General features: G+C 69.4%; 17 protein-coding genes. 10 read left to right on the top strand and 7 right to left on the bottom strand.

What is annotated here, in order from left to right; translation table 11 throughout:
- Window positions 1-2: 2 nt before the first annotated feature.
- Window positions 3-1,289, bottom strand: coding sequence for an aspartate kinase (locus tag BI335_RS05005; RefSeq protein ID WP_094356327.1), 1,287 nt, complete (start codon window positions 1,287-1,289; stop codon window positions 3-5).
- Window positions 1,290-1,423: 134 nt separating this feature from the next.
- Here BI335_RS05005 and BI335_RS05000 point away from each other — a divergent pair, with 134 nt between their 5' ends.
- Entirely contained in the window at window positions 1,424-2,410 is a 987-nt protein-coding gene (locus BI335_RS05000; protein WP_094429850.1) for a Gfo/Idh/MocA family protein, read from the top strand.
- A gap of 66 nt (window positions 2,411-2,476) precedes the next feature.
- On the opposite strand, the gene BI335_RS04995 is transcribed toward BI335_RS05000, so the two are convergent.
- Entirely contained in the window at window positions 2,477-5,365 is a 2,889-nt protein-coding gene (locus BI335_RS04995) for a glycoside hydrolase family 2 TIM barrel-domain containing protein (protein ID WP_172421746.1), read from the bottom strand.
- Between the two features lie 101 nt (window positions 5,366-5,466).
- Here BI335_RS04995 and BI335_RS04990 point away from each other — a divergent pair, with 101 nt between their 5' ends.
- From BI335_RS04990 to BI335_RS04975, 4 genes are all read left to right on the top strand, one after another.
- Window positions 5,467-6,195 (top strand): DUF1707 SHOCT-like domain-containing protein, encoded by a 729-nt coding sequence (locus BI335_RS04990; protein ID WP_094429848.1) that lies wholly within the window; start codon window positions 5,467-5,469, stop codon window positions 6,193-6,195.
- Window positions 6,196-6,277: 82 nt separating this feature from the next.
- The gene (locus BI335_RS04985) at window positions 6,278-7,483 is read left to right on the top strand and encodes an acetate/propionate family kinase (RefSeq protein WP_094429847.1); all 1,206 of its coding nucleotides are present in this window, start codon (window positions 6,278-6,280) and stop codon (window positions 7,481-7,483) included.
- Entirely contained in the window at window positions 7,480-9,546 is a 2,067-nt protein-coding gene (gene pta / locus BI335_RS04980; protein ID WP_094429846.1) for a phosphate acetyltransferase, read from the top strand. Before BI335_RS04985 ends, pta begins: the two co-directional genes overlap by 4 nt.
- A 148-nt stretch (window positions 9,547-9,694) precedes the next feature.
- Window positions 9,695-10,213 carry a DUF1707 SHOCT-like domain-containing protein gene (locus tag BI335_RS04975; protein WP_166646728.1) on the top strand — a complete coding sequence of 173 codons (519 nt, stop codon included), beginning with the start codon at window positions 9,695-9,697 and terminating at the stop codon, window positions 10,211-10,213.
- 19 nt (window positions 10,214-10,232) lie between these two features.
- Here BI335_RS04975 and ileS read toward each other — a convergent pair whose 3' ends face one another.
- Together ileS and BI335_RS04965 are read right to left on the bottom strand one after the other, a co-directional pair.
- Window positions 10,233-13,439, bottom strand: coding sequence for an isoleucine--tRNA ligase (gene ileS / locus BI335_RS04970; RefSeq protein ID WP_094429844.1), 3,207 nt, complete (start codon window positions 13,437-13,439; stop codon window positions 10,233-10,235).
- Between the two features lie 254 nt (window positions 13,440-13,693).
- A complete protein-coding gene (locus tag BI335_RS04965) occupies window positions 13,694-14,701 on the bottom strand; it encodes a LacI family DNA-binding transcriptional regulator (RefSeq protein WP_094401774.1) in 1,008 nt (335 codons plus the stop codon).
- 133 nt (window positions 14,702-14,834) lie between these two features.
- Between BI335_RS04965 and rhaI the strand changes: the two genes are divergently transcribed.
- From rhaI to BI335_RS04940, 5 genes are read left to right on the top strand one after another with little or no spacing between them, the layout of a single operon-like run.
- On the top strand, window positions 14,835-16,025 hold the full coding sequence (gene rhaI / locus BI335_RS04960; protein ID WP_094429843.1) for an L-rhamnose isomerase: 1,191 nt from the start codon (window positions 14,835-14,837) through the stop codon (window positions 16,023-16,025).
- A 59-nt stretch (window positions 16,026-16,084) separates the two neighbouring features.
- Entirely contained in the window at window positions 16,085-18,121 is a 2,037-nt protein-coding gene (locus BI335_RS04955; RefSeq protein ID WP_094429842.1) for a bifunctional aldolase/short-chain dehydrogenase, read from the top strand.
- A complete protein-coding gene (locus BI335_RS04950) occupies window positions 18,118-19,545 on the top strand; it encodes a rhamnulokinase (RefSeq protein WP_094429841.1) in 1,428 nt (475 codons plus the stop codon). The genes BI335_RS04955 and BI335_RS04950 overlap by 4 nt, the downstream gene beginning before the upstream one ends.
- Before the next feature lie 19 nt (window positions 19,546-19,564).
- The gene (locus BI335_RS04945; protein WP_144009071.1) at window positions 19,565-20,734 is read left to right on the top strand and encodes a hypothetical protein; all 1,170 of its coding nucleotides are present in this window, start codon (window positions 19,565-19,567) and stop codon (window positions 20,732-20,734) included.
- Between the two features lie 39 nt (window positions 20,735-20,773).
- Window positions 20,774-21,325, top strand: coding sequence for an HdeD family acid-resistance protein (locus BI335_RS04940; RefSeq protein WP_094426737.1), 552 nt, complete (start codon window positions 20,774-20,776; stop codon window positions 21,323-21,325).
- 13 nt (window positions 21,326-21,338) lie between these two features.
- Here BI335_RS04940 and BI335_RS04935 read toward each other — a convergent pair whose 3' ends face one another.
- The 3 genes from BI335_RS04935 to BI335_RS04925 are packed head-to-tail and all read right to left on the bottom strand — an operon-like array spanning window position 21,339 to window position 24,351.
- On the bottom strand, window positions 21,339-22,148 hold the full coding sequence (locus BI335_RS04935) for a nitrilase-related carbon-nitrogen hydrolase (RefSeq protein ID WP_094404781.1): 810 nt from the start codon (window positions 22,146-22,148) through the stop codon (window positions 21,339-21,341).
- Window positions 22,145-23,338 carry a cupin domain-containing protein gene (locus BI335_RS04930; RefSeq protein WP_094429839.1) on the bottom strand — a complete coding sequence of 398 codons (1,194 nt, stop codon included), beginning with the start codon at window positions 23,336-23,338 and terminating at the stop codon, window positions 22,145-22,147. Before BI335_RS04930 ends, BI335_RS04935 begins: the two co-directional genes overlap by 4 nt.
- 14 nt (window positions 23,339-23,352) lie before the next feature.
- Window positions 23,353-24,351 (bottom strand): nuclear transport factor 2 family protein, encoded by a 999-nt coding sequence (locus BI335_RS04925; RefSeq protein WP_094429838.1) that lies wholly within the window; start codon window positions 24,349-24,351, stop codon window positions 23,353-23,355.
- Window positions 24,352-24,421: the final 70 nt, after the last annotated feature.

Below are 24,421 nucleotides of genomic sequence, written 5' to 3'. Positions count from 1 at the left end.
CGTCAGCGGCCGGTGCCGGCGTAGACGACGGCCTCACCCTCGGCGTCCAGCCCGAACGCGGTGTGCGCGGCACGGACCGCGCGATCCACCGCCTCGGCGTCGACGACCACCGAGATCCGGATCTCGGAGGTGGAGATCATGTCCAGGTTGACCTCGGCATCGGCCAGCGCCCGGAAGAACCGCGCGGTGACCCCGGGGTGCGACTTCATCCCGACGCCCACGATCGACACCTTGCCGATCTGGTCGTCGAAGAGCAGCTCCTCGAAACCGACCTCGGGCTGGATCTCGTTCAGCTTCTGCATCGCGTTCCGGCCCTCGGTCTTGGGCAGGGTGAAGGAGATGTCGGTGCGCGAGGTGGAGACCCGCGACTGGTTCTGCACGATCATGTCGATGTTGATGCCGGAGGCGGCGATCGCGTCGAAGATCCGGGCGGCCTCACCGACCTTGTCGGGCACCCCGACGATGGTGATCTTGGCCTCGCCGCGGTCGTGCGCGACACCGGAGATAATGGCCTGTTCCATCGGGTTTCCATCCTTGTCGGTCGTGGCGATGTCCTTGAGGTCCTTGACCCAGGTGCCGGGGCGGTCGGAGAAGGAGGAACGCACATGCACCTGCACGTTCTCCCGGCGGGCGTACTCGACGCAGCGCAGGTGCAGCACCTTGGCGCCGCTGGCCGCCATCTCCATCATTTCCTCGTAACTGATCTCGGGCACCTGGCTGGCGGCCGAGACGATCCGCGGGTCGGCGGTGAAGATGCCGTCCACGTCGGTGTAGATCTCGCAGTAGTCGGCGCCGACGGCGGCGGCCAGCGCGACCGCGGTGGTGTCGGAGGCGCCGCGGCCGAGGGTGGTGATGTCCTTGGTGTCCTGGGCGACGCCCTGGAAGCCGGCGACGATCACGATCGAGCCCTCATCGAGAGCGGTGGTCACCCGGCCGGGGGTGATGTCGATGATCCGGGCATCACCGTGCTTGCCGGTGGTGATCACCCCCGCCTGGGAACCGGTGTAGGAGCGGGCCTCGACACCCAGATCGGCGAGCGCCATCGCCAGCAGCGCGGCACTCTGCCGCTCACCGGTGGTCAGCAGCATGTCCAGCTCGCGCGGCTTGGGGATCGGCGAGACCTGCAGTGCCAGGTCCATCAACTCGTCGGTGGTGTCACCCATCGCCGAGATCACCACGCAGACGTCCTTGCCCGACTGCTTGGTGGCCAGGACCCGCTTGGCGACGCGCTTGATGCTGTCGGCGTCGGCGACCGACGAGCCGCCGAACTTCTGCACTACCCGGGTCAACTCATTCTCCTCGCTGCCTCACCTGGTCGCGGCCCGCGAACGGGGTCCGCCGATGCAGCGGCCACAATACCGGCCGTGCGGGAGGGCACCAGACTCGTCCACGGGCGCCGGCGCGGTGCCTCTAGGCTGAGCCCATGACTACGCGCTGGGGTATCGCCGGGACCGGACGGATCGCCGATGTGGTGGCCGAGGACTTCGCCCATGTGAGCAATGGTGAGCTGGTCGCGATCGGCTCCCGGGACGCCGACCGGGCGGCCGAGTTCGGTGCCCGGCACGGCGGCGCCCGCGGGCTGACCTATCGCCAGCTGATCGACGATCCCGAGGTGGATGCGATCTATCTGGGTACGCCGCATCCGCAGCACCGTGATCTGGCCCTGGCCGCCATCGCCGCCGGAAAGGCCGTCCTGGTGGAGAAGGCGTTCACCGCGACCGTCGCCGGTGCGGAGCAGGTGGTCGACGCCGCGCGGCAGGCCGGGGTGTTCTGCATGGAGGCGATGTGGACCCGGTTCCAGCCGGCGACGGTGAAGGCGCGGGAGCTGATCGCCGACGGCGCCATCGGTGAGGTGCGCCAGGTGCAGGCCGACCTGGGTGCCTACCGGGCGTACGACCCGAGCGACCGGCTCTTCGACCCGAAGCTCGGTGGCGGGGCGGCCCTGGATCTGGGTGTCTATGTGCTCTCGATCGCCCAGCAGTTCCTGGGTACGCCGGACAAGGTCACCGCGCACGGCGAGTTGGCGCCCAACGGGGTCGACATGAGCTTCGGCGCGCTGCTCGGTCACGCGGACGGGCGCGTCGGCGTGGTCACCGCCGGGTTCGACGTGGCCTCCCCGGGCCGCGCGGTGGTGATGGGCAGCGACGGTTCGATCGAGCTGATGCCGCGCTTCCACCACCCCACCCGGCTGCGGGTCACCCCGCGCCAGGGTGATGCCTATGAGCTCGAGCTGCCGGCGAGCGGGCGCGGGTACGCCCACGAGTTCAACGCGGTCGATGAATACCTGGCCCAGGGGTTGACCGAGAGCCCGGTGATGCCGCTCGATGACACCCTCGCCGTCCAGCGGATGCTCGGCCAGGTCACCGACCAGCTCGGCGTCCAGTACGAAGAAGGCACCGTCGAGGTCTGACACCCCACGCTCATCGAGTGCCGACCATGCGCAGCGAAGCGGAGCAATGGTCGGCGTGGGATCGCGTCAGAGGGGACGGAAGGTGAGGCCCAGTGTGAAATCCCGCGGGGTGAGCCAGTGTTCGCGGCTGGGCGGGGCGCCGCAGGCGGCGGAGCCGAGGGCGTGCTGGGCGAGGTCGAGATTCAGCCAGTGCCGGTCCCCGACCACCAGGTCATCGACGTGGGTCGCGGCGGCCAGCTGCTCGGCGGTCCACGGGTGCAGCGACACGTTGATCGGGGTGTCGGACTCGATCCGCAGCCCGTGCCCGGCCTCACCGCCGCCGACCAGGCACCAGCTCACCTCGGCGCGGTTGCCGTTCTCCTGCGGGAAGACATACGGCGTCTGCAGCTCGTCGATCCCGGCGGTCCAGCGACCCAGTCGCTGCGACTCGTGCGAGTCGACATAGGCCTCCCCCGGGCCGCGGCCGAACCAGGTCAGCCGATCCCATTCGGGCGGTACGCCGAACCGCAGGCCGATCCGGGGCAGGGTCGCCCCGAGGTCGCCGACGACCTCACCGGTCACGTCCAGGCGTACCCCGCCCCGCACGGCGGTCCAGCGCCAGCTGGTGCGGTACCCGGCGTTCGTCGCGGCCGGACCATCCTGGGTGACGAACTCCAGCCCGGTGGCGGTGTCGGCCGCCGAGACCAGCCGATGGTGCAGTCGGTGCAACCCGATCCGGTGCCAGGCGGTGGCGGCGTCGGCGGCATGACTGCCCCGCCGGTCGTTGTCGATCGGCGCCCGGTAGAGATCCAGCACCGGACCCTCGACGGCGACGCCGAACAGCTCGGTGAGGCGGCCGCGCCCGTCGAAGCTCGCCACCTCCGGCGCGGGTCGTCCCGCTCCCGCGTCCGGCGTACCCGGTTCGCGCCGATCCGCCTGGCCGAAGGTGATCTCGTGGCCGGCCTCGGCCCAGTTCCGCGCCTCGGCGAGCGTCACCGACACCGTGAGCACACCCGCCCCGGAGGTGGGCAGCGGCACCGTGACCCGCGCCCCGGTGGCCACCGGCGGCACGTCCAGCTCCCCGGCCTCCAGTTCGTCACCGGCGCCGTCGACCAGCGTCCAGGCGAACCGGAGATCGCCGCAATCGCCGTCCCGGTGGAGATTCTCGACCTCCACCAGGTCGGCACCGATGGTGATCCGGATCGGTTCGAAGACCTTCTTCAGCTCGATCAGGCCCGGGGACGGAGTGCGATCGGGAAGCACCAGCCCGTCGATGACGAAGTTGTCGTCGTGCAGTTCCTCGCCGAAATCCCCGCCATAGCGGAAACTCCGCCGCCCCTGCGCCGGTGTGATGCCGTGATCGAGCCACTCCCAGACGAACCCGCCGGCGATCCGGTCGTGCCGTTCGATCAGCTCCTGGTGCTCGCGCAGCTCCCCCGGCCCGTTGCCCATCGCGTGCACGTATTCGCAGAGCATGAACGGCAGGCTGCGGCTGCGTTCGGTGTAACGCGGCGGCACCACCCCGGTCTGGTAGCCGTCGTGCTCGGCGAGCCGCTGCCCGATCGCATCGATCTCGCTCAGTGAGGAATACATCCGCGAATAGATGTCGACGTATTCGCACTCGTAGTCACCCTCGTAATGCACCGGCCGTGACGGGTCGCGTTCCTTCGTCCAGGCAGCCATCGCGGCGATCCCGGGTCCGGTGTGCGATTCGTTGCCGAGGGACCAGAGCGCGATGCAGGGATGGTTCTTGTCCCGCTCCACGGTGCGCTGCATCCGTTCCAGCAGCGCCGGGAAGAAGCGTTCGTCGGTGGCCGGCGTACCCTGCCAGCCGATCACCTCGAAACCGTGGGTCTCCAGGTCGCATTCGTCGATCACCCACAGGCCGTATTCGTCGCAGAGATCCAGAAAGTCCGGATGCGGCGGATAGTGCGAGGTGCGCACGGCGTTGATGTTGTGGCGCTTCATCAGCAGCACATCGGCCAGCATCGTCGCCCGATCGAGCGTACGCCCGGTCTCGGGATGCCATTCGTGCCGGTTGACGCCGCGGAAGATCAGCGGCCGGTCGTTGGCGTACAGCACCCCGTCGCGGATGGCGATGCTGCGGAAGCCGATCCACTGCCGCACGGTCTCGCGCTCGCCGACCACCTCGAGCAGGTAGCGACGCGGTGATTCCGCCGACCACGGTTCGATCCCGGGCAGCTCCCGGGTCTCCCCCGGTGCCAGCTCCAGATCCAGCTCGGGCAGGCGTACCGTCGCCGACCCGCCGCTCACCTCGACCCGCAGGGTGCCGATCCCGTCGACCCAGTCGGCGTGCACGAAGACGTCGTCGATGCCACCGGCGGGGCGGACGAGCAGGCTCACCGAACGGAAGATGCCCGAGAGCCACCACATGTCCTGGTCCTCCAGGTAGGAGGCGGCCGACCACTTGTGCACCCGGACCGCGAGCACGTTGCGGCCCGACACCAGCAGGTCGGTGACGTCGAACTCGTGCACCAGCCGGGAGCCGGTCGCGGTGCCGACGAGTTGTCCGTTCAGATAGCAGGCGAAGCTGGAGTCGACCCCGTCGAAGCGCAGCAGCACCCGGTCCTGGTCGTCCCCGAATCCCTGTGGTGGCGTGAAATCCCGGCGGTACTCCCCGGTCGGGTTCGCATCGGGAACGTGCGGCACGTCGATCGGGAACGGATAGAGCACATTGGTGTACGCCGGCAGGTCCCAGCCGAGGGGATCCTGGTCCGGGGTGCGCTCGGCGATGTCGGTGAGCTGCCAGCAGGACGGCACCGGCAGGGTGCGCCAGTCGGAATCGTCGAAGTCGACGGACTCGAACCCCTCGGTGGTCGCGGCCAGGCTCGGTGACCAGCGGAACCGCCAGTCCCCGTCCAGGTCCAGGCTCGGCGCCGAGGTGTCGAGCCGGGCCCGTGGCGGCAGCACCCCCTGCGACGCGGTGAAGTCCTCGACATAGCCGAAGTCAGTCATGCTCTCTCTTCCTGTGTCCACGCACCGCTGCGGGATTGTCGCTGGCCGCCATCCACCCTGCCACACGCCTGCGGTAGCCATGCGCCGACTAGGCTGGAGGAATGAGCGACGAGCAGTTTTCGATGCGAGCCGGCGATGCGGATCGTGACGATGCTGTGTCGTTGCTGCAGGAGCACCTGACCGCCGGCCGGTTGAGCCACGAGGAGTTCGATGAGCGGATCTCCAAGGCGCTGAGCGCCAAGACCCAGCAGGAACTCCGGGACCTGTTCACCGACCTGCCGGGCCGGCGACCGGGTGAGGCGGCCGACGCGTCGCGGGCACCGCAGGATCCGCCGGGCCGTGGTTTCGCCGAGTATCCGCAGACCCCCGGTGGCTATCCCGCCCCGGTCGACCACCCGGCGTACGGCCCCGGTGCCGGCTTCGCGCCGCCGAAACCCGAACGCCCCTGGTTCGCCCAGTGGTGGCTGCTGCTGGTCGCGATCTTCGTGTCCGGGATGAGCGGCGGCCGGCTCGGCCCGCTGGTGCCGATGGTGATCATCTGGCTGTGGGTGGTCTGGCCATTCCTGATCCGACCGCGGATGGGTCAGCAGTACCAGCCCCGGCAGGAGCAGGCGCCCTATTCGATGCGGATCACCCACACGGTGCGGGAGACCTACTATCCGACCCATGGATCGCGGCCGCTGACCAATGAGCAGCGGTTGCAGATCGAGGGCGCGCTGACCTACGGCAACAAGCACGAGGCGATCCGGCTCTACCAGGAGTTCACCGGCGCCGGGATCCCCGAGGCCACCCAGGTGGTCCGTACGATGCAACGCGAACTCGGCGGCTGAGCACCTCCCGCGATACGCTCGCCACAGGCCCTTCCGGACCACCAGCGATTGCGGTTCCACCAGGGGCCGGAAAGGTGGCCAGGTGTCCGCAACGGTTCTTGTGCTCAACAGCGGCAGCTCATCGGTGAAGTTCGCCCTCTACGATCCCGAACGCGAGCAGGAGCTCCTCAGCGGCATCGCCGAACGGGTCGGTACGCCCCGGGCGAGCGCGACGATCCGACTGCCGGACGGCGAACGCGAACTGACCGACCTGGGCGACGGTGATCATCAGGCGGTGCTGAGCCGGGTGCTGTCGGGGCTCGGTGACTGGCTCGACGAGCAGGGCCATCACATCGCCGCGGTCGGGCACCGGTTGGTGCACGGCGGGGAGCGGTTCCACTCCTCGGTGGTGCTGGATGAGGAGACCCTGGCCGCGGTGCGGGACTGCATCCCGCTCGCCCCGCTGCACAATCCGGCCAACATCGCCGGCGTCGAGGCCGCCCAGCAGGTGCTGCCGGAGGTGCCGCAGGTCGGGGTGTTCGACACCGCCTTCCACCAGACGATGCCGGCGCACGCCTATCGCTATGCGGTGCCGCCGGAGTGGTACAGCGACCTGGGCGTACGCCGGTACGGATTCCACGGAACCAGCCACCGCTACGTCTCGCAGCGCGCCGCCGAGTTCCTCGACCGGCCGCTGGCCGAGCTCCGGATGATCACCGCCCACCTGGGCAACGGCTGCTCGCTGACCGCGATCCGTGACGGCGTCAGCGTGGACACCTCGATGGGACTGACCCCGCTGGAGGGTGTGGTGATGGGCACCCGCTCCGGGGACGTCGATCCCGGCGTACCGGGTTATGTCCAGGATCGGACCGGTGCCGAGCTGGAACAGATCACCCTCGATCTGAACAAGCGCAGCGGGCTGCTCGGCCTCTCCGGGGTGAGCAACGACATGCGCGAGATCCGAGCCGCCGCCGACGACGGCGATCCCGACGCCCGGCTGGCGTTGGAGGTGTTCGGCTATCGGCTCGCCAAATACGTCGCCGCGCTGGCGGTCGCGACCGAGGGGGTGGATGTGCTGGTGTTCACCGGCGGCATCGGCGAGAACGACACCCAGATCCGTGCGGAAGTGCTGCAGCGGTTGGGATTCCTCGGGCTGCGCCTGGATGCCGGCGCCAATGACGCACTGCGCGGCGAACCGGGTGTGATCACCACCGAGGACTCCCCGGTCACCGCCCTGGTCATACCGACCGATGAGGAACTGGTGATCGCCCGGGACGCCCACCAGCTCACCACGGAGGCAGATCGATGAGCCGCCGGATCCTGGTGGTGCCGATCAACCACGGTGCCGAACTGACCGCCACCTGTCTCGGCCTGGTGCACGCCCTGGACGCCCGGGGGGTCGATGTCGGCTATCTGAAGCCGGTCGCGCAGAACCGCGGCGGCCGGCCCGACCACGCGCATCGGCTGGTCCGCCTGATCAGCCCGTTGCAGGCACCGGAGCCGATCGGGGTGAGCGAGGCCGAGGGGTTCATCGCCCGCGCCGAGGACGACGACCTGATGGAGCGCGCGCTGACCGTCGGCGAGGAGGTGCTCGCCCGCCACGATCTGGTGGTCGTCGAGGGTCTGCTGCCGAGCGCGGAGCTCACCTATTCCGGTCGGGTCAACCACGACCTGGCGCAGGCGCTGGACGCGGAGATCCTGCTCGTCGGCGCGGTCCGGGACCATTCCCCGGAACAGCTGGCCACGCTGGTGTCGGGGGCGGCGGGCTCCTATGCGGTCGGTGAATCGAGCCGGGTCTGCGGGATCCTGCTCTGCCGGTTGCCGGCCGACGCGGACGCGGAGGCGTACCGGCGGGTCGTCGGGCGCAGCGGGCCGCCGGTCGTGGGGGTGGTCACCGAGTCGCCGGACCTCTACTGGCCGCGGGTCGCGGATCTGGTCCGCCAGCTCGATCTGGAGGTGCTGAACGCCGGTGATCAGGAGCGCCGGATCCGGCGTACCACGATCATCGCCCAGGCGATCCCCGGTGCGGTGCCCGAGCTGAAGGAGGGCCGGCTCTGCGTCTTCCCCGGTGACCGGCACGATGCGGTGATGGCTTCCGCACTGGCGACCATGAGCGGTACCCGGTTGGCCGCGGTGCTGCACACCAAGGGTGTCCCGCCGGACCCGAGCCTGATGGCGCTGGCCCAACCGGCACTGGATTCGGGTCTGCCGATCCTGCTGTCCCGTGAGGGCACCTTCGACACGGTGGACAAGGTGATCCGGATGGACACCGAGATCCCCGCCGACGATGAGACCCGCACCCGGCTGGTCACCGAACGCTTCGGCGAGGCGTTCTCCGAGCAGTGGCTGGCGAGTCTGCCCGCCGAGTCCACCCGGCGCCGGCTCAGCCCGGCGGCGTTCCGTCGCCAGCTGACCCTGCTGGCGCAGCAGGCCGGCAAGCGGATCGTGCTGCCCGAGGGTGCCGAACCGCGGACCGTGCAGGCCGCCTTTTCCTGTCAGCGCAAGAAGATCGCGCAGTGCGTGCTGCTGGCGCCGCACTCGGAGGTGGAGGCGGTCGCGATGCAGCTCGGGCTCGAGGTGCCCGACGACATCGAGATCATCGACCCCGCCGAGGTGGCCGACCGCTATGTCGATGCCCTGGTGGAACGCCGCAGGCACAAGGGCATGTCGCCGCAGATGGCCCGGGACTCGCTGGCCGACACCGTGGTGCTGGGCACCATGATGCTCTATCTGGGTGAGGTCGACGGGCTGGTCTCCGGGGCGGTGCACACCACCGCGAACACGGTCCGCCCGGCGCTGCAGATCCTCGGTACCAGCCCGGATGCCAGCCTGGTCTCCTCGGTGTTCTTCATGGGCTTGCCCGATGAGATCGTCGTCTACGGTGACTGTGCGATCAATCCCGATCCGGATGCCGAGCAGCTGGCCGATATCGCGATCCAGTCGGCTGATTCGGCGAAGGCCTTCGGGATCGAGCCGCGGGTGGCGATGATCTCCTTCTCCACCGGGACCTCCGGGGCCGGTGCGGATGTGCAGAAGGTGGCCCGGGCGACCGAGCTGGTACGCCAGCGGCGCCCGGATCTGCTGGTCGACGGCCCGCTGCAGTACGACGCGGCGACGACCGCCTCGGTGGCTCGCTCCAAGGCACCGGATTCCCCGGTCGCCGGTCGGGCGACGGTGTTCATCTTCCCCGATCTGAACACCGGTAACACCACCTACAAGGCGGTCCAGCGCAGCGCCTCGGTGATCAGCGTCGGGCCGATGCTGCAGGGCATCGCCAAACCGGTCAACGATCTCTCCCGCGGCGCCCTGGTCGAGGACATCGAATACACCATCGCCCTGACCGCGATCCAGGCGGCCGCCGCCGGCTCCTGACCCTCCGAACTTGTCAGGGGTTATGCACACTGCCTGCGCCGAGAACTGTGTGATCGGCCCCAGGAGTTCGGATGGCGCGCCGCGCGCGAGCCGGACGACACACCCCATTCACAGGGTCCTCACAAATTGGCGACGTTTACTCTCCCGCATGACATCCGATCCACGAGATCTGCGCATCGGGGACGCCGAACGCGACGACGCCACCCAACTGCTGCAGGAGCATTTGAGTGCCGGCCGACTGGACGCCGACGAGTTCGACGAACGCGTGCAGCAGGCCCTGCAGGCGACCCATGAATCCGATCTGGGCGCCCTCTTCCGTGATCTGCCGGGCCGCCGACCGGGGCAGGGGATGGCCCCGGCCCCGGTGCAGCGCCCGCTGGTCCCGCAGAGCCCGATCCCGCCGATCGCCTGGTGGATCGGTACCGCCACGCTGGCGGCCTTCACCCTGATGGCGATGATCGCGCCGCTGGCGGCGCACCATCCCGGCCGGTACGGGCATCACGGCCGGGGTCGTGGCCCGGCCGCCGATCAGGTCGCCCAGCAGGGTGGCCAGCCGGTCTTCTGGGTGGTGCTCGGGATCATCGGCCTGGTGGCCCTGGTGGTCGCCGGGGTGTTCGCCGTCCGGAAGATCCGCAGCAGGCGCCGAGCCTCCGCGAAGCGCGGCTGAACCGGGGTGATACGCCGCCTCAGCGGCGTACCACCCGAACCGCCAGACCCAGGTCGGCGTCGCTGACCCAGCCCTCGCCCTGCCCGTCGCCGCGGCGTACCGAGCCGGCCAGCACCTCGTCGGCGATCAGGTCGGCGTGCCGTTCCACCGCCTCGGCGAGCTCACCCTCGGCGGCCCAGTCCAGCGCGATCCGGTCGGACACCTCGAAACCGCTGTTCTTGCGGGTCTCCTGGATCAACCGGATCGCCTCCCGGGCCAGGCCGGCGAGCCGCAGCTCGTCGCTGACCTCGAGATCCAGGGCCACCGTCTCGCCCTGGTCGTTGACCACCGACCAGCCCTCGCGGGGGCGTTCGGAGACGATCACGTCGTCGACCGCCAGTTCGACCGGTTCGGCACCGACCTCGGGCACCTCGATCGTCGCGGATCCCCGGGTACGCAGGGATTCCGCGAGCGCTGCGGCATCACCGGCGGCGATGGCGTTCGCCACCACGGGGGTCTGCTTGCCGAACCGCTTGCCGAGCGAGCGGAAGTTGCCCTTGACGGTGTAGTCGACCAGGTCCCCGGCGGAGCCGAACGGCTCGACCGCGACCACGTTGAGCTCGGCGGCGATCTCGCTGCGCAGTTCCGGAGTCAGCGAGTCGTACGCCGCAGAGGGCACCAGGATCCGTGCCAGCGGCTGACGCACCTTGACCCGTGCCTCGGCCCGGGCCGCGCGGCCGAGCTCGACCAGCCGCTCGGTGAGCGCCATCGATCGCTCCAGCTGCTCGTCGACCAGTGACTCGTCGGCCACCGGCCAACTCGCCAGGTGCACCGAGCGCGGGCCCTCGGGATCGCTGCTGACGAAGAGATCCTGCCAGACCCGTTCGGTGATGAACGGGGTGAGCGGGGCCATCAACCGGGTGAGCACGTGCAGGGTCTCGTGCAGCGTCCAGAGCGCCGCCGGGTCGCCGTCCCAGAACCGCCGCCGGGAGCGCCGGACGTACCAGTTGGACAGTTCGTCGATGAAGTCCTGGATCAGGGAACCGGTGCGCTGGGTGTCGAAGTTCTCCAGTGCCGCGGTGACCTCCTGCACCAGCCGGTTGGTCCGGGAGGTGAGCCAGCGATCCAGCACGTGCCGCTCGGCGACGGGTGGGGCCTCACCGGCCGGCGCCCAGCCGTTGGTCCGGGCGTACAACGCATGGAAAGCGACGCTGTTCCAGTAGGTGAGCAGCACCTTCCGCACGGTCTCGGTGATCGAGGCGTTGCCGACCCGGCGGGCCATCCACGGTGACCCGGAGCAGGCCATGAACCAGCGCACCGCGTCCGCGCCGTGGTCGTCCATCAGCGGGATCGGTTCCAGGATGTTGCCCAGATGCTTGGACATCTTGCGGCCGTCCTCGGCCAGGATGTGGCCGAGGCAGAGCACGTTGCGGTAGTCGTTCTGATCGAAGACGGCGGTGTTCACCGCCATCTGCGAATAGAACCAGCCGCGGGTCTGGTCGGTGGCCTCGCAGATGAAGTCGGCCGGGAAATGCTTCTCGAAGACCTCCGCCGAGCCCTCCTTCCACGGATAACCCCACTGCGCGAACGGCATCGACCCGGAGTCGAACCAGGCGTCGATCACCTCCGGCACGCGGCGGTAGGTGCCCGGCTCACCGTCGAGGGTGAAGGTGACCTCGTCGATGAACGGACGGTGCGGGTCGAGATCGGAGAGATCCTTGCCGGCAAGGGATCCCAGCTCCTCGAGGCTGCCGACGGCGACCACCTTGCTGGGGTCGGCGTCGTTGCGCCAGATCGGCAGCGGGGTGCCCCAGTAGCGGGTCCGCGACAACGCCCAGTCGACGTTGTTCTTCAGCCAGTCGCCGTAGCGGCCCCACTTGATGGTCTCGGGATACCAGTTGGTGTTCTCGTTCTCCCGCAGCATCGCATCCTTGAACTCCGTGGTCCGGATGTACCAGGAGGGCTGCGCGTAGTACATCAGCGGCGTGTGGCAGCGCCAGCAGTGCGGATAGGGGTGCTCGTGCTTCAGGGTCCGGAACAGCGTGCCCTGCTCGCGCAGGTGGTCGATGATCACCGGATCGGCGTCCTTGAAGAACAGCTCGGAGACGAACCCGTTGCCGGGCAGGAAGCGTCCGTCCGGGCCGATCGGGTTGACGAAGGCGACGCCGTTCCGCTTGGTGGACAGGAAGTCGTCCTCGCCGAAGGCCGCCGACTGGTGCACCAGCCCGGTGCCCTCGCCGGTGGTCACATAGTCCTCGGTGACCACGAACCAGGCCCGGCCCGGCTGCTCCATCACCTCGATCGGGCGCTGGTAGTCCCAGCCGACCATCTCGGCTCCGGTGAACCGCTCACCGGCCTCCCAGCCCTCACCGAGGGCGAACTCGACCGATTCCGCGGCGACCACGACCGGCCGCTCGCCGTCGGAGCGGGCGACCACATACTCGATCTCGGCGCCGACCGCGATCAGCGCGTTCGAGACCAGCGTCCAGGGCGTGGTGGTCCAGATCAGCAGGTCCGCGCCGTCCGGCAGCCCGGGCGTGCCCCCGGGGGCGTAGGGGCCGGAGGTGAGCGGGAAGCGGGCGTAGACCGTGGTGTCGACGGTGTCCTCGTAACCCTGCGCGACCTCGTGGTCGGAGAGCGTGGTGCCGCAGCGCGGGCAGTAGGGGGCGACCCGCTGATCCTCGGTCAGCCAGCCCTTCTCGTAGATCTGCTTGAGCGCCCACCATTCGCTCTGCACATAGTCCGAATCCATCGTCCAGTAGGCCTCGTCGAGGTTGACCCAGTAGCCCATCCGGGTGGTCAGCTCGGCGAAGGCGTCGACATGCCGCATCACCGACTCGCGGCAGCGGGCGTTGAACGCCTCGATGCCGAAGGCCTCGATCTCCGGCTTGCCGTTGATGCCGAGTTCCTTCTCGACGGCGAGTTCGACCGGCAGGCCGTGGCAGTCCCAGCCGGCCTTGCGGTCGACCCGGCGGCCCTGCATGGTGCGGAACCGCGGGAAGACGTCCTTGAAGACGCGGGCCTCGATGTGGTGGGTGCCGGGCATCCCGTTGGCGGTCGGCGGGCCCTCGTAGAAGGTCCAGGTCTCACCGTCGGCGGTCTGCTCCAGGGATGCCTCGAAGGTGTCCTGCTCGTTCCAGAGCTGGAGGATCTCGCGCTCCATCTGGGGCAGGTCGATCTGCGGCGGCACCGCGCGGTAGCTCTCGGTGCGTTCGGTGGCCGACTCGGTGGTCGTTTCACTGCTCATCGGAAAGGGCGTCCTCTTCGTGGATCCTGCACTGCGAAGAGGGACGAGCCGTCGGCCCGCGGTACCACCCTCGTTGGCCGGCCACCCACGGCGTCCGGCCCACTCGATTGCTCGCCGCGGCCGGGTCTAGTGAGCGAGGCGTACGCCTCAGCCGTTCTTCCGGCAGCTCCGGGGTGATGGCCCCATCAATGCCTTGCGACCTCTCCATTTTGACAGATGGCGCAAGACTGCTCCACCCGGAGACCATCCACCGCTCAGCGCGGCGGCGCGGTGGAGGCGCGCACCACCAGCGCGGGGGTGAACAGGATCTGCCGGGCGGCACCGGGGTCGAGCAGCAGACCGGCCGCCTCGGCGCCCATCTGGTACATCGGCTGGCGCACCGAGGTCAGCGGCACCGCCAGCTCGCCGGCGAAGGAGACATCGTCATAACCGAGCACCGACAGCTCACCGGGCACCGCGACCTCGGCCTCCCGGGCGGCGCGCATCGCCCCCAGTGCCACCAGATCGTTGATGCAGAAGACCGCGGTCAGCTCACCGTGGTCCTCCAGCAGCTGGGCCATCGCACCGTGCCCATTGGTGGCATCCATCGAGGCGACCTCGATCTCGATCAGGTCCTCGTCCGGATCCCCGCCGTGCTCGGTGATCGCCTGCCGGGCACCCTCGCGGCGGTCGCGGCACTGCTTGATGTCCAGCGAGCCGTTGAGGAAGCCGATCCGTCGATGACCCAGTGCCAGCAGGTGCTGCAGCGCGATCCGGCCGCCGGCGACATCATCGGAGGCCACCGCATCCAGATCCGAGTCGGCGGGCCGGTGGTCCAGCAGCACCACCCGGGTGCCCTGCTCCAGCAGGATGCCCAGGTTGTCCCGGGTGCCGCGGGAGGGGGTGACCAGCACCCCGCGCAGCCGCTGCTGGGCGAACTGTTCCAGCACCCGGCGCTCCCGTTCCGGATCGGCGTCGGAGGAGCTGAGCGACATGGTCAGGCCGGCCTCGATGAGCCGGTCCTCGATCCCCCGCGCCATCTCGGTGAAGAACGGGTTGGCGATGTCCAGCACCAGCACCCCGGCGGTCCGCGAGGCCCCTTCGCGCAGTTGCCGGGCGGAGGCATTGGGCACGAAGCCGAGTTCGGCGATCGCCGCGTGCACCCGGTCCCGGGTATCGGTGGAGACGATCTCCGGGCGGTTCAGCACATTGGAGACCGTGCCGACCGAGACGCCCGCGGCCCGCGCCACATCACCGATCCGCACCTTCGTCGCGCTGGCCATCACCCTCCTCCGCACCCCTCTTGCGGTTGTTCATCAAACCTGATTGAATCGTTTCATACCAACCGCGACACGGTCTGCGCGCGCCGCAACCGAACCGCTCGCCGCGGACCGTACGACGCCGAAGGAGCCGTCCATGACCGAATCCGCACCACGCCTCGCCGATCTGCCCGGCGAGGCCCGCGCCGCACTCGATGCCCAGACCATCGAGCTGCCGTCCTGGGCGTTCGGCAATTCCGGCACCCGGTTCAAGGTCTTCGGCACCCCGGGCACCCCGCGCGACCCCTTCGAGAAGATCGCCGACGCGGCCCAGGTGCACGCCCACACCGGGATCGCACCCCGGGTGTCGCTGCACATCCCCTGGGATCTGGTCGATGACTTCGACGCCCTCGCGGCCCACGCCAGCGAGCACGGCGTCCGGATCGGGGCGATCAACTCCAACGTCTTCCAGGACGACGACTACCGGCTGGGTTCGCTGTGCAATCCGTCGGCGGGGGTACGCCGCAAGGCGATCGATCACCACCTGCGCTGCATCGAGGTGATGCGGCGGACCGGATCACGGGACCTGAAGATCTGGCTGGCCGACGGGTTGAACTACCCGGGCCAGGACGATCTGCGGGCCCGCCAGGACCGGCTCGCCGAGGGCCTCGCCGAGATCTATGCCGGCCTCGGTGCGGAGCAGCGGTTGATCCTGGAGTACAAGTTCTTCGAACCGGCCTTCTATGCCACCGACATCCCGGACTGGGGCACCTCGCTGCTGCACTGCCTCGCCCTCGGTGAACGCGCCAAGGTGGTGCTGGACACCGGGCACCACGCCCCGGGCACCAACATCGAGTTCATCGTGATGCAGCTGGTCCGCGCCGGCCGGCTCGGCGCCTTCGACTTCAACTCCCGGTTCTATGCCGACGACGACCTGATGGCCGGCGCCGCCGACCCGTTCCAGCTGTTCCGGATCATGCACGAGATCGTCCGCGTCGGGGCCCTCGACCCCGCCGCGGGAATCAACTTCATGCTCGATGAGTGCCACAACATCGAGGACAAGATCCCCGGCCAGATCCGCTCGGTGCTCAATGTCCAGGAGGCCACCGCCAAGGCGCTGCTGGTGGACCGGGAGGCCCTCACCAAGGCGCAGGCCGCCGGCGACGTGCTGGCCGCGAACGGCGTACTGATGGATGCCTACAACACCGACGTCCGCGCCCTGCTGGCGGAGTGGCGCACGGACCGCGGGCTGCCGGCCGACCCGATGCGCACCTTCGCCGAGTCCGGCTATCTGGCCCGGATCGCGGCCGACCGGGTCGGCGGTACGCCCGCCGGCTGGGGCGCCTGAGGCCTCTCCCCTGTCCCCCCGAACTCCCTGTTTCGACACACCGGAAGGAAACCAGCGACATGACCCACCAGGCCGTCGCCGATCTGCTCGCCCGCTCGAACCGCCTCGGCAGCGATCCGCGGAACACCAACTACGCCGGCGGCAACACCTCGGCCAAGGGCACCGAGACCGACCCGGTCACCGGCGCCGATGTCGAACTGCTCTGGGTGAAGGGCTCCGGTGGTGACCTCGGCACGCTGCAGGAGTCAGGGCTGGCGGTGCTGCGCCTGGACCGGCTGCGGTCCCTGCCGAAGGTCTATCCGGGGGTGGAGCGCGAGGACGAGATGGTCGCGGCCTTCGACTACTGCCTGCATGGCAGGGGTGGCGCCGCACCGTCGATCGACACCGCGATGCACGGCCTGGTCGAGGCCGCCCACGTCGACCACCTCCACCCCGATGCCGGGATCGCGCTCGCCACGGCCGCCGACGGCGAGCGGTTGACCAAGGAGATCTTCGGCGAGCAGGTCGCCTGGGTGCCCTGGCGGCGGCCGGGATTCCAACTGGGATTGGACATCGCGAAGATCAAGGCCGAGAACCCGGCGGCGAAGGGGGTGATCCTCGGTGGTCACGGCATCACCGCCTGGGGGGACACCTCCGAGGAGGCCGAGGCCAACTCACTGATGATCATCGAGACCGCACAGCGCTACATCGACGAGCACGGCACCGACGAACCCTTCGGTGCGCCGCGGAGCGGTTTCGAGGCCCTGTCGGCCGAGCAGCGCCGCACCCGGGCCGCCGCCCTGGCACCGCTGCTGCGCGGCATCGCCTCCACCGACCGGCGGATGGTCGGTGACTTCAACGACGCCCCGGAGGTGCTCGAGTTCCTGGCCGGTGACCAGCTCGATCGGCTGGCCGAGCTGGGCACCTCCTGCCCCGACCATTTCCTGCGTACCAAGGTGAAGCCGCTGGTTCTCGACCTGCCGGCCGATGCCGAGCTGGACCAGGTGACCACCCGACTGCGGGAGCTGCACGAGGCCTACCGGGAGGACTACCGCGGCTACTACGAGCGCTACGCCACCGCAGACTCGCCCGCGATGCGCGGCGCCGATCCGGCGATCATCCTCATCCCGGGGGTCGGCATGTTCAGCTACGGCAAGGACAAGCAGACCGCCCGGGTGGCCGGGGAGTTCTATCGCAACGCGATCAACGTGATGCGTGGCGCGGAGGCGATCTCCACCTACACCCCGATCGAGGAGTCGGAGAAGTTCCGGATCGAATACTGGGCGCTCGAGGAGGCCAAGCTCGCCCGGATGCCCAAGCCACGCAGCCATGCCGGCCGGATCGCGCTGGTCACCGGTGCCGCCTCCGGTATCGGCCGGGCCATCGCGACCCGGCTGGCCGCCGAGGGCGCCTGTGTGGTGATCGCCGATCTGGACGCCGAGCAGGCCCGCGCCGCCGCGGCCGAGCTGGGCGGACCGGATGTGGCGATCGGGGTGGGCGCCGATGTCACCGACGCCGCCCAGGTGCAGGCCGCCGTCGACGAGACGGTGCTCGCCTTCGGCGGTGTCGACCTGGTGGTGAACAACGCCGGCCTGTCGATCTCCAAGCCCCTGCTGGAAACCAGCGAGGGCGACTGGGACACCCAGCACGCGGTGATGGCCAAGGGATCCTTCCTGATCGCCCGGGCCGCGGCACGCGCGATGATCGAACAGGGCCTGGGTGGCGACATCGTCTACATCTCCTCCAAGAACGCCGTCTTCGCCGGCCCCAACAACATCGCCTACAGCGCGGTGAAGGCCGACCAGGCCCATCAGGTGCGGCTGCTGGCCGCCGAGCTCGGTGAGCACGGCATCCGGGTGAACGGCATCAACCCCGATGGTGTGGTCCGGGGTTCGGGGATCTTCGCGGGCGGCTGGGGTGCCAAGCGGGCCGCGGTCTACGGCGTACCGGAGAGCGAGCTCGGTGCCTTCTATGCCCAGCGCACCCTGCTGAAGCGGGAGGTGCTGCCCGAGCACGTGGCCAATGCGGCGGCCGCGCTGACCTCCGAGGAGTTCAGCCACACCACCGGGTTGCACGTGCCGGTCGATGCGGGCGTGGCCGCCGCCTTCCTGCGATGACCGGGCCGTCGGGCGCCCCGGCGGGGGCGCGGGTGTTCGGCGCGATCGACATCGGCGCCTCCGGGGGCCGGGTGATGGCCGGCGTCCTGACCGCTGGCCGGCCGGAGCTGCACACGGTGCACCGCTTCGGCAACCGGGCGGTACGCACCCCCGACGGGTTGCGCTGGGACTGGTCCCGGTTGGTCGCCGAAGTCGAACAGGGGTTGGGATCGCTGGCCGAGGCCTACCCGCAGACCGAGTCGATCGGCATCGACACCTGGGCGATCGACTACGGGTTGCTGGACGCCGAGGACCGGTTGCTCGCCGATCCGATGAGTTACCGCGATGACCGTGGCCCGCGGGCGGTGCCGGAACTGGATGCCCGGATCGATCGGCAACAGCAGTATGCGATCAACGGCTTGCAGCACCTGCCGTTCACCACCGGATACCAGCTGGCGGCCGAACGCTCGGGGCCGCTGTGGCCGCGGGCGGCGCGGATCGTGCTGCTGCCGGACCTGCTCGCCCACCACCTGACCGGTGTGCTGCGCACCGAGGCCACCAACGCCTCGACGACCGGCCTGGTCGATGTCCGCACCGGCGACTGGTCTGCCGAAATGCTTGCGGCGCTGGACATTCCGGCCGGCATGCTGCCGCCGATCGACCAACCCGGTGAGGTCCGTGGCCGGCTGCGGCCGGAGCTGGCCGAGCGCTGGGGGTTCGATGCGGTGGTGACGACGGTGGGGTCGCACGACACCGCGTCGGCGGTGGTCGGCGTGCCGGCGAGCTCGCGGAATGTGGCGTACGCCTCCAGCGGGACCTGGTCGCTGGTCGGGGTGGAGCTGGACGAGCCGGTGCTGACCGAGGCCAGCCGGGACGCCAACTTCACCAATGAGCGCGGTGTGGACGGCCGGATCCGTTATCTGCGCAACGTCGGCGGGCTCTGGCTGCTGCAGGAGTGCCTGCGGGCCTGGGACGCCGAAGCGGACCAGGCGGCGCTGCTGGCGGCGGCCGCCGAGGTCACCCCCGGTGGGCCGCTGATCGACGTGGACGATGAGGAGTTCATCGCCCCCGACGGGATGCCGGAGCGGATCGCGGCCGCGCTGCGGCGTACCGGTGCCCCGGTTCCACAGGATCGCGCGGGTCTGGTGCGCTGCATCCTCGATTCATTGGCGGCGGCGTACGCGAACACCGCCAGCCGTGCGGCCGAGCTCGCCGGGCGGCGGATCGAGGCCATCCACCTGGTCGGTGGCGGTTCGCAGAACGAGCTGCTCTGCCGGCTGGTGGCGCAGGCCGCCGGGCTGCCGGTGATCGCCGGCCCCGTGGAGGCCACCGCATTGGGCAATGTCCTCGTCCAGGCGCGCGCCCATGGTGCCGCACCCACCACCCTGGAGGAATTGCGCCGCCGGTTGGCAACCAGCCAGGAACTCCGCCGCTACTGCCCCTGAGAGCTGAGACCATCGCCGCATGGATGCGTGGTGGCTCGTGGTGGTGCTGGTGGTCGGCATCCCGCTGGCCATCGCGATCACGATCGCGGTGCGCCGGCAGATCCGGATCAACAAGCTGCGCGGTCACGGCTGGGCCTTCGAGTCCGCACCGGGACCCGAGCCGGCATACCGGTTGAACTGCCCGCCGTTCGGTCTCGGCGAGCGGCGCCGGGTCAAGGATCTCATCACCGGTCAGACGGCCGGGGGGACGCCGTTCAAGGTGTTCCGCTACGACTCCGACGGTTTCGACAACCAGGTGCTGGTGCTGCCGCTGCCCCGGTCGGTGCCCGAGACCCGGTTCACCGCCAACGGTTGGCAGGGTCAGGACCCGGCCTTCATCGATGCGATCCGGCCGGCGGTCGAGGCCGCCACGGCCGGTTATCGGGCGGGCCCGCTGCACCTCAGCCTGGACGGCGCCGCGCTGGTCCTCTGCGGCGTACCGGTCGACCCGGATGAACTGAAGACGGCCGTCGAGCAGGCGTCGGCGATCCAGCGGGCCCTGGTCGCGGCGATCCCGGCGAATGCTCCGCAACCACTGGTACCGAATGAGCTGAGCGTCCACGGCCGGCCGCACTGGACCTACCGCGAGCAGGACGACTCCTGGCTCGACGTGGTCCGCACCAACGGCGCGCGCGGGGAGGCGGAGCGGGTGCTGTTCGGTGAGCACCACGGCATGCGTTGGGTGGCGCTGACCCATCACTGGACGACCACCACGACCACCACCTCGACCGATTCCGAGGGCCGCACGCAGACCCAGACCCAGACCCATCATCATCGCGAGGATCTCTTCGAGGTCTGGGTTCCCAGCGGATTCGGCAACCTGTCGCTGAACCGGTTCGAGCTCTTCGCCCGCCCGATCACCTTCGAGAGCGCGGCCTTCAACCGGAGGTTCAAGGTGCGCGGGGACGATCCCCGGTTCTGCCACGACGTGATCCATCCGCGGATGATGGAGTTCCTGATGGCCCGCGGGGCACCGGCCTTCGACATCGACGGCGGTGTCTACCGGACCGATTTCGCATACTCGCACGAGGCGATCGACCACCACCTGGAGTTCCTGCGGCAGTTCCTCAGCTGGGTGCCGTCCTTCGTCTGGGAGAACATCGGGCACCCCGATCCGCCAGACTTCGGCCCCAAACCGCTCCCGCGGTAATAGCATGCGAGTAACGCATCCACCGGAAGGGCGGTCATCATGTTGACCCTACGGACCTCCACCTCACTCATCATCTCCGGCATCCTCGCTATCCTCTTCGGCATCCTGGCGAGCATCTGGCCGGCCACCGCAATCCTCACGCTCGTGCTGATCTGGGGCGCCTACGCCCTGATCGACGGCATCATCATGCTGGTGCTGGCCTTCCGCCGCGGCGCCAGCGGCGCGGGCCGGGTCTTCCTGATCATCGCCGGCATCATCGGCGTCCTGGCCGGGTTGATCGCCCTGATCCGGCCCTTCCAGAGCGCGGTCGCACTCACCTGGGTGCTGGGCATCTGGCTGATGGTGCGCGGCATCATGGAGATCATCTCGGCCTTCAGCGCCGGCCGGGGCGGGCGGCGTTGGCTGCTGGTGCTCGGTGGTGTGCTCTGGCTGCTGGCCGGCATCCTGTTCGCGGCCAATCCCGGCGCGGCCGCGGTCGGCATCAGCCTGTGGATCGGCATCATGGCGATCATCTGGGGCGTCCTGCTGGTGATCGGCGGCATCCAGCTGCGGTCCGCGCTCAAGCAGGAGAACAGCCGCAACCTGAGCTGAGCAACCAGAAACCTCAGCCGTACGCCGCCGGCCGCCGGTCGGCGAAGACGTGGTTGTGCGGGCCGAGTCGCTTGTCCTCGGCGAGCGCCGGGTCGAGTTCGACCAGCAGCTCGGTCGGCACCGGGGCGGCTGCCGGACCGGCCAGCGGATAGCCATCCGGCCCGACGATCACCGAACCGCCGACCCAGTGCTGACCGCGTTCGACACCACAGCGGTCGGCCACCACCACGAACACCCGGTGCATGGCCGCCATCGCCTGGGCCCGGATCACATCGACCGGCCGCTCACCGGCCGGCGGTGCGCCATCGGCGGGCCAGTTCACCGGTGCGGCGAGCAGTTGGGCGCCGCGGCGGGCTGCCGACTGCACCAGCTCGGGGAACTCCAGGTCGTAGCAGACCAGCGGCGCGACCCTGCCGATCGTGGTCGCAACGACCGGTACCGGTTCGTCACCGGCGGTGAAGATCGCCGCCTCGGTGCCCCAGGCGTGCACCTTGCGGTGCACCGCGAGCAGCTCACCGCCCTCGACCAGCACCGCACTGTTGCGGAGCCGGTCACCGTCCCGTTCCGCCAGACCGGCGACCACCACGCACCCGTGCCGCCGGGAGCGTTCGGCGAGCGCGGTGACGAAGGGGCCGTCCAGGGGTTCGGCGAGCCGGAGCGCCTCGGCGCCGTCGGTGAACACGTAACCGCTGCTGGCGAGTTCCGGCAGCACCACCAGATCGGCGGCCGGTGCCAACCGGTCCAGGGCGTCGAGGACCCGGTCGCGGCTGCCCGCCTGATCGGTGATGTCGAGCGGGAGCTGGGCGGCGGCGACCGTGATCATCGCGCCGCGAGCCACTCCTGGCGGGCCCGCGAGGCGGCGAGCGCCGTCCGTGGCAGCACCGATCGGGGCGCCAGATAACCGTTGGGGTCGAGCACCCAGTCGTTGGCGGCGGCCTGTTCGACCACCTCGGGCGCCCAGTCCAGCAGCACCCGGCCATCACCGCCGCAGACGATCACCAGTTCCCCGACATCCTCGCCGGCAGCCGGTTCCACCAGGCGGGCGCTGCGCCAGGCACCCGGGGGCACCGAGATCTGGTCGGCGGGGCCGACCCGCACGGTGCGTGCCTGCTCGGCCTCGTTCACCGTCACCTCCCAGACCCCGGTACGCCCGATCAGCACCGACGGCTGGTCGTGGCGATGCCGCAGGATGCCCTGCCCGGCCTCGGCACGCAGCACCGCCAGGTTGAAGCTGTGCGGTTCGGTGAGCCGGGGCGCCTGCCGCCGGTTCTCGCTGATCCCGTAGCCGATCACCAGATCGAGACCGGCCGCACCGCCGGCCGCCCGGGTGCAGAGCAGCGCGTCGGGGTCGAAGACCCGGTCGCCGACCTGCGAGACCCGGGTGCGCATCTCGGTCGGGGTGTAGTGGGTCAGCTGGTCGATCGACCGCTGCTCCATCGGGGTGATCAGCTCGGCGTCATCGGGTTTGGGCTGCCCGTTGACGGTGTCGATGAGCATGTTGTCCGCGCTCAGGTAGAGACCGTGGTTCTCGGCCTGGCGCAGCACCGAGGGGCCCCAGATGATGCCACCGGTGTCGTCATGACCGAGCACGGTGAGCAGCACGCCGGAATCCTCGCCCTCGTTGGTGAATCCGCGGAAGATCCACGGCGGCACCGAGATGATGTCCCCGTCGGTGGAGAGATATTCACCCTCGTTGCCGTCGGCCCCCCAACGCACCCGGTAGGTGCCACCGAAGTTCAGGAAGACCTCGGCGGTGAAGTGCAGGTGCAGGCTGTTGGTGGTGCCGTGCGGCATGCCCGCCGCACCGGTCTGGAAGCCGTGCGGTTCGGAGAGGTTGATGAACTGCTCGGAGCTCTGGGAGACACCGACCCCGATGAAGGAGTAGTTGTCCTTCAGATCCGAACCGGGTGTGCGGCAGTCGATGAAGGCCGCCTTGCACGGCACCCAGTCGGTGCGGGCGATCGTCCGGCGCCGGAGCTCTTCGGCGCTGATGGTGGGAACTGCTGTGGGCATTGGCTTTCTCCGGATCAGTAGAGGTTGTCGAACTCGTGCACCAGGTCACCGCGGGTGGCGTTGATCTGGGCACGCAGCCCGATCTCGTCGTAGACACGCATCTCGCGCACGATCCGGCCTTCGTGCAGCTGGAACTGGGAGATGCCGAGCAGGTCGATCGGGGCACCGGTGAGCGGGCCGAACTTCGCGATACCGGTGTAGCTGCCGCGCATCTTCCAGAGCACCGCGATCCGCAGGCCGCCGTAGCGTACGCCGTTGTTGGTCTGCACATCGCGCACCTCGAAGGTGGCGTCGGGGAACGCCGAGACCAGGTCCAGGGTCGCCTGGCCGTAGCCTCGGGGCCGGATCAAGGTGGCGTCACCGACGGTGTGCAGGAACAGGTCCCGGTCGAAGAAATCCTTGATGGTGTTGAGATTCCGGCGGCTCCAGACGCTGTCGATCATCTCCAGCACCAGCTCGCACTCGCCCCGGTACTCATCCGGTCGCGGACCGGAATCACCGGCGGCGAGCACATCGGCGGGCGGATCGTCGGTGAGGCTCGGCTGATAGCCGACGAACTTCTGCCGACGCGCGACCTCATCGGGATCCAGCCCCCGGTTCAGACACTTCGTCAGTTCGTCGCGGACCACCCACTCCTCCACCATCCGGCCGCGCCGATAGAGGCAGTTGGCGATGGTGCGGCTGCTGGTGATCCGGCGCCCGTTCGGGGTGTCCACCGGGTCGCTGGCGAAGACCAGGTGCGAGCTGAGGAAGGCGTCGTCACCGCGGGCCTCCCAGATGACGTCCTCGGCCTGCCCGACGTGGTCGAAGTCGGTGGCCATCCGCATCGTGCTGCCCTGGACCACCTGCTCCACACCGATCGCGGTCCCGAACGGGCCGTGCACGATCGAGTCCGGCTCGTAGTTGTCGTAGATGTGCGAGATGTCCTTGTCCACCCAGATCAGGTCGGTGACCTCCCGGATGAATGCGTCGGGATCTGCATAGGGCCGGTAGGCCACCTCATCGAGTGCCATGTCTTCCTCCTGCCCACCACGGGGCCGCCGAGTTCAGTCAACGTGACTGTATGCGTATGCATTGATGTGT

Source organism: Enemella evansiae (assembly GCF_002250705.1).
GTDB lineage: Bacteria > Actinomycetota > Actinomycetes > Propionibacteriales > Propionibacteriaceae > Enemella > Enemella evansiae.
Note: the sequence above shows the minus strand (reverse complement) of the source record. Positions and strands in the feature narration are given on the sequence as shown.

Coding starts and splice junctions, on each gene's coding strand:
- BI335_RS05000 (WP_094429850.1), top strand. CDS start 1,424: ATGACTACGCGCTGGGGTATCGCCGGGACCGGACGGATCGCCGATGTG.
- BI335_RS04995 (WP_172421746.1), bottom strand. CDS start 5,365: ATGACTGACTTCGGCTATGTCGAGGACTTCACCGCGTCGCAGGGGGTG.
- BI335_RS04990 (WP_094429848.1), top strand. CDS start 5,467: ATGAGCGACGAGCAGTTTTCGATGCGAGCCGGCGATGCGGATCGTGAC.
- pta (WP_094429846.1), top strand. CDS start 7,480: ATGAGCCGCCGGATCCTGGTGGTGCCGATCAACCACGGTGCCGAACTG.
- BI335_RS04975 (WP_166646728.1), top strand. CDS start 9,695: ATGACATCCGATCCACGAGATCTGCGCATCGGGGACGCCGAACGCGAC.
- ileS (WP_094429844.1), bottom strand. CDS start 13,439: ATGAGCAGTGAAACGACCACCGAGTCGGCCACCGAACGCACCGAGAGC.
- BI335_RS04965 (WP_094401774.1), bottom strand. CDS start 14,701: ATGGCCAGCGCGACGAAGGTGCGGATCGGTGATGTGGCGCGGGCCGCG.
- rhaI (WP_094429843.1), top strand. CDS start 14,835: ATGACCGAATCCGCACCACGCCTCGCCGATCTGCCCGGCGAGGCCCGC.
- BI335_RS04955 (WP_094429842.1), top strand. CDS start 16,085: ATGACCCACCAGGCCGTCGCCGATCTGCTCGCCCGCTCGAACCGCCTC.
- BI335_RS04950 (WP_094429841.1), top strand. CDS start 18,118: ATGACCGGGCCGTCGGGCGCCCCGGCGGGGGCGCGGGTGTTCGGCGCG.
- BI335_RS04945 (WP_144009071.1), top strand. CDS start 19,565: ATGGATGCGTGGTGGCTCGTGGTGGTGCTGGTGGTCGGCATCCCGCTG.
- BI335_RS04940 (WP_094426737.1), top strand. CDS start 20,774: ATGTTGACCCTACGGACCTCCACCTCACTCATCATCTCCGGCATCCTC.
- BI335_RS04935 (WP_094404781.1), bottom strand. CDS start 22,148: ATGATCACGGTCGCCGCCGCCCAGCTCCCGCTCGACATCACCGATCAG.
- BI335_RS04930 (WP_094429839.1), bottom strand. CDS start 23,338: ATGCCCACAGCAGTTCCCACCATCAGCGCCGAAGAGCTCCGGCGCCGG.
- BI335_RS04925 (WP_094429838.1), bottom strand. CDS start 24,351: ATGGCACTCGATGAGGTGGCCTACCGGCCCTATGCAGATCCCGACGCA.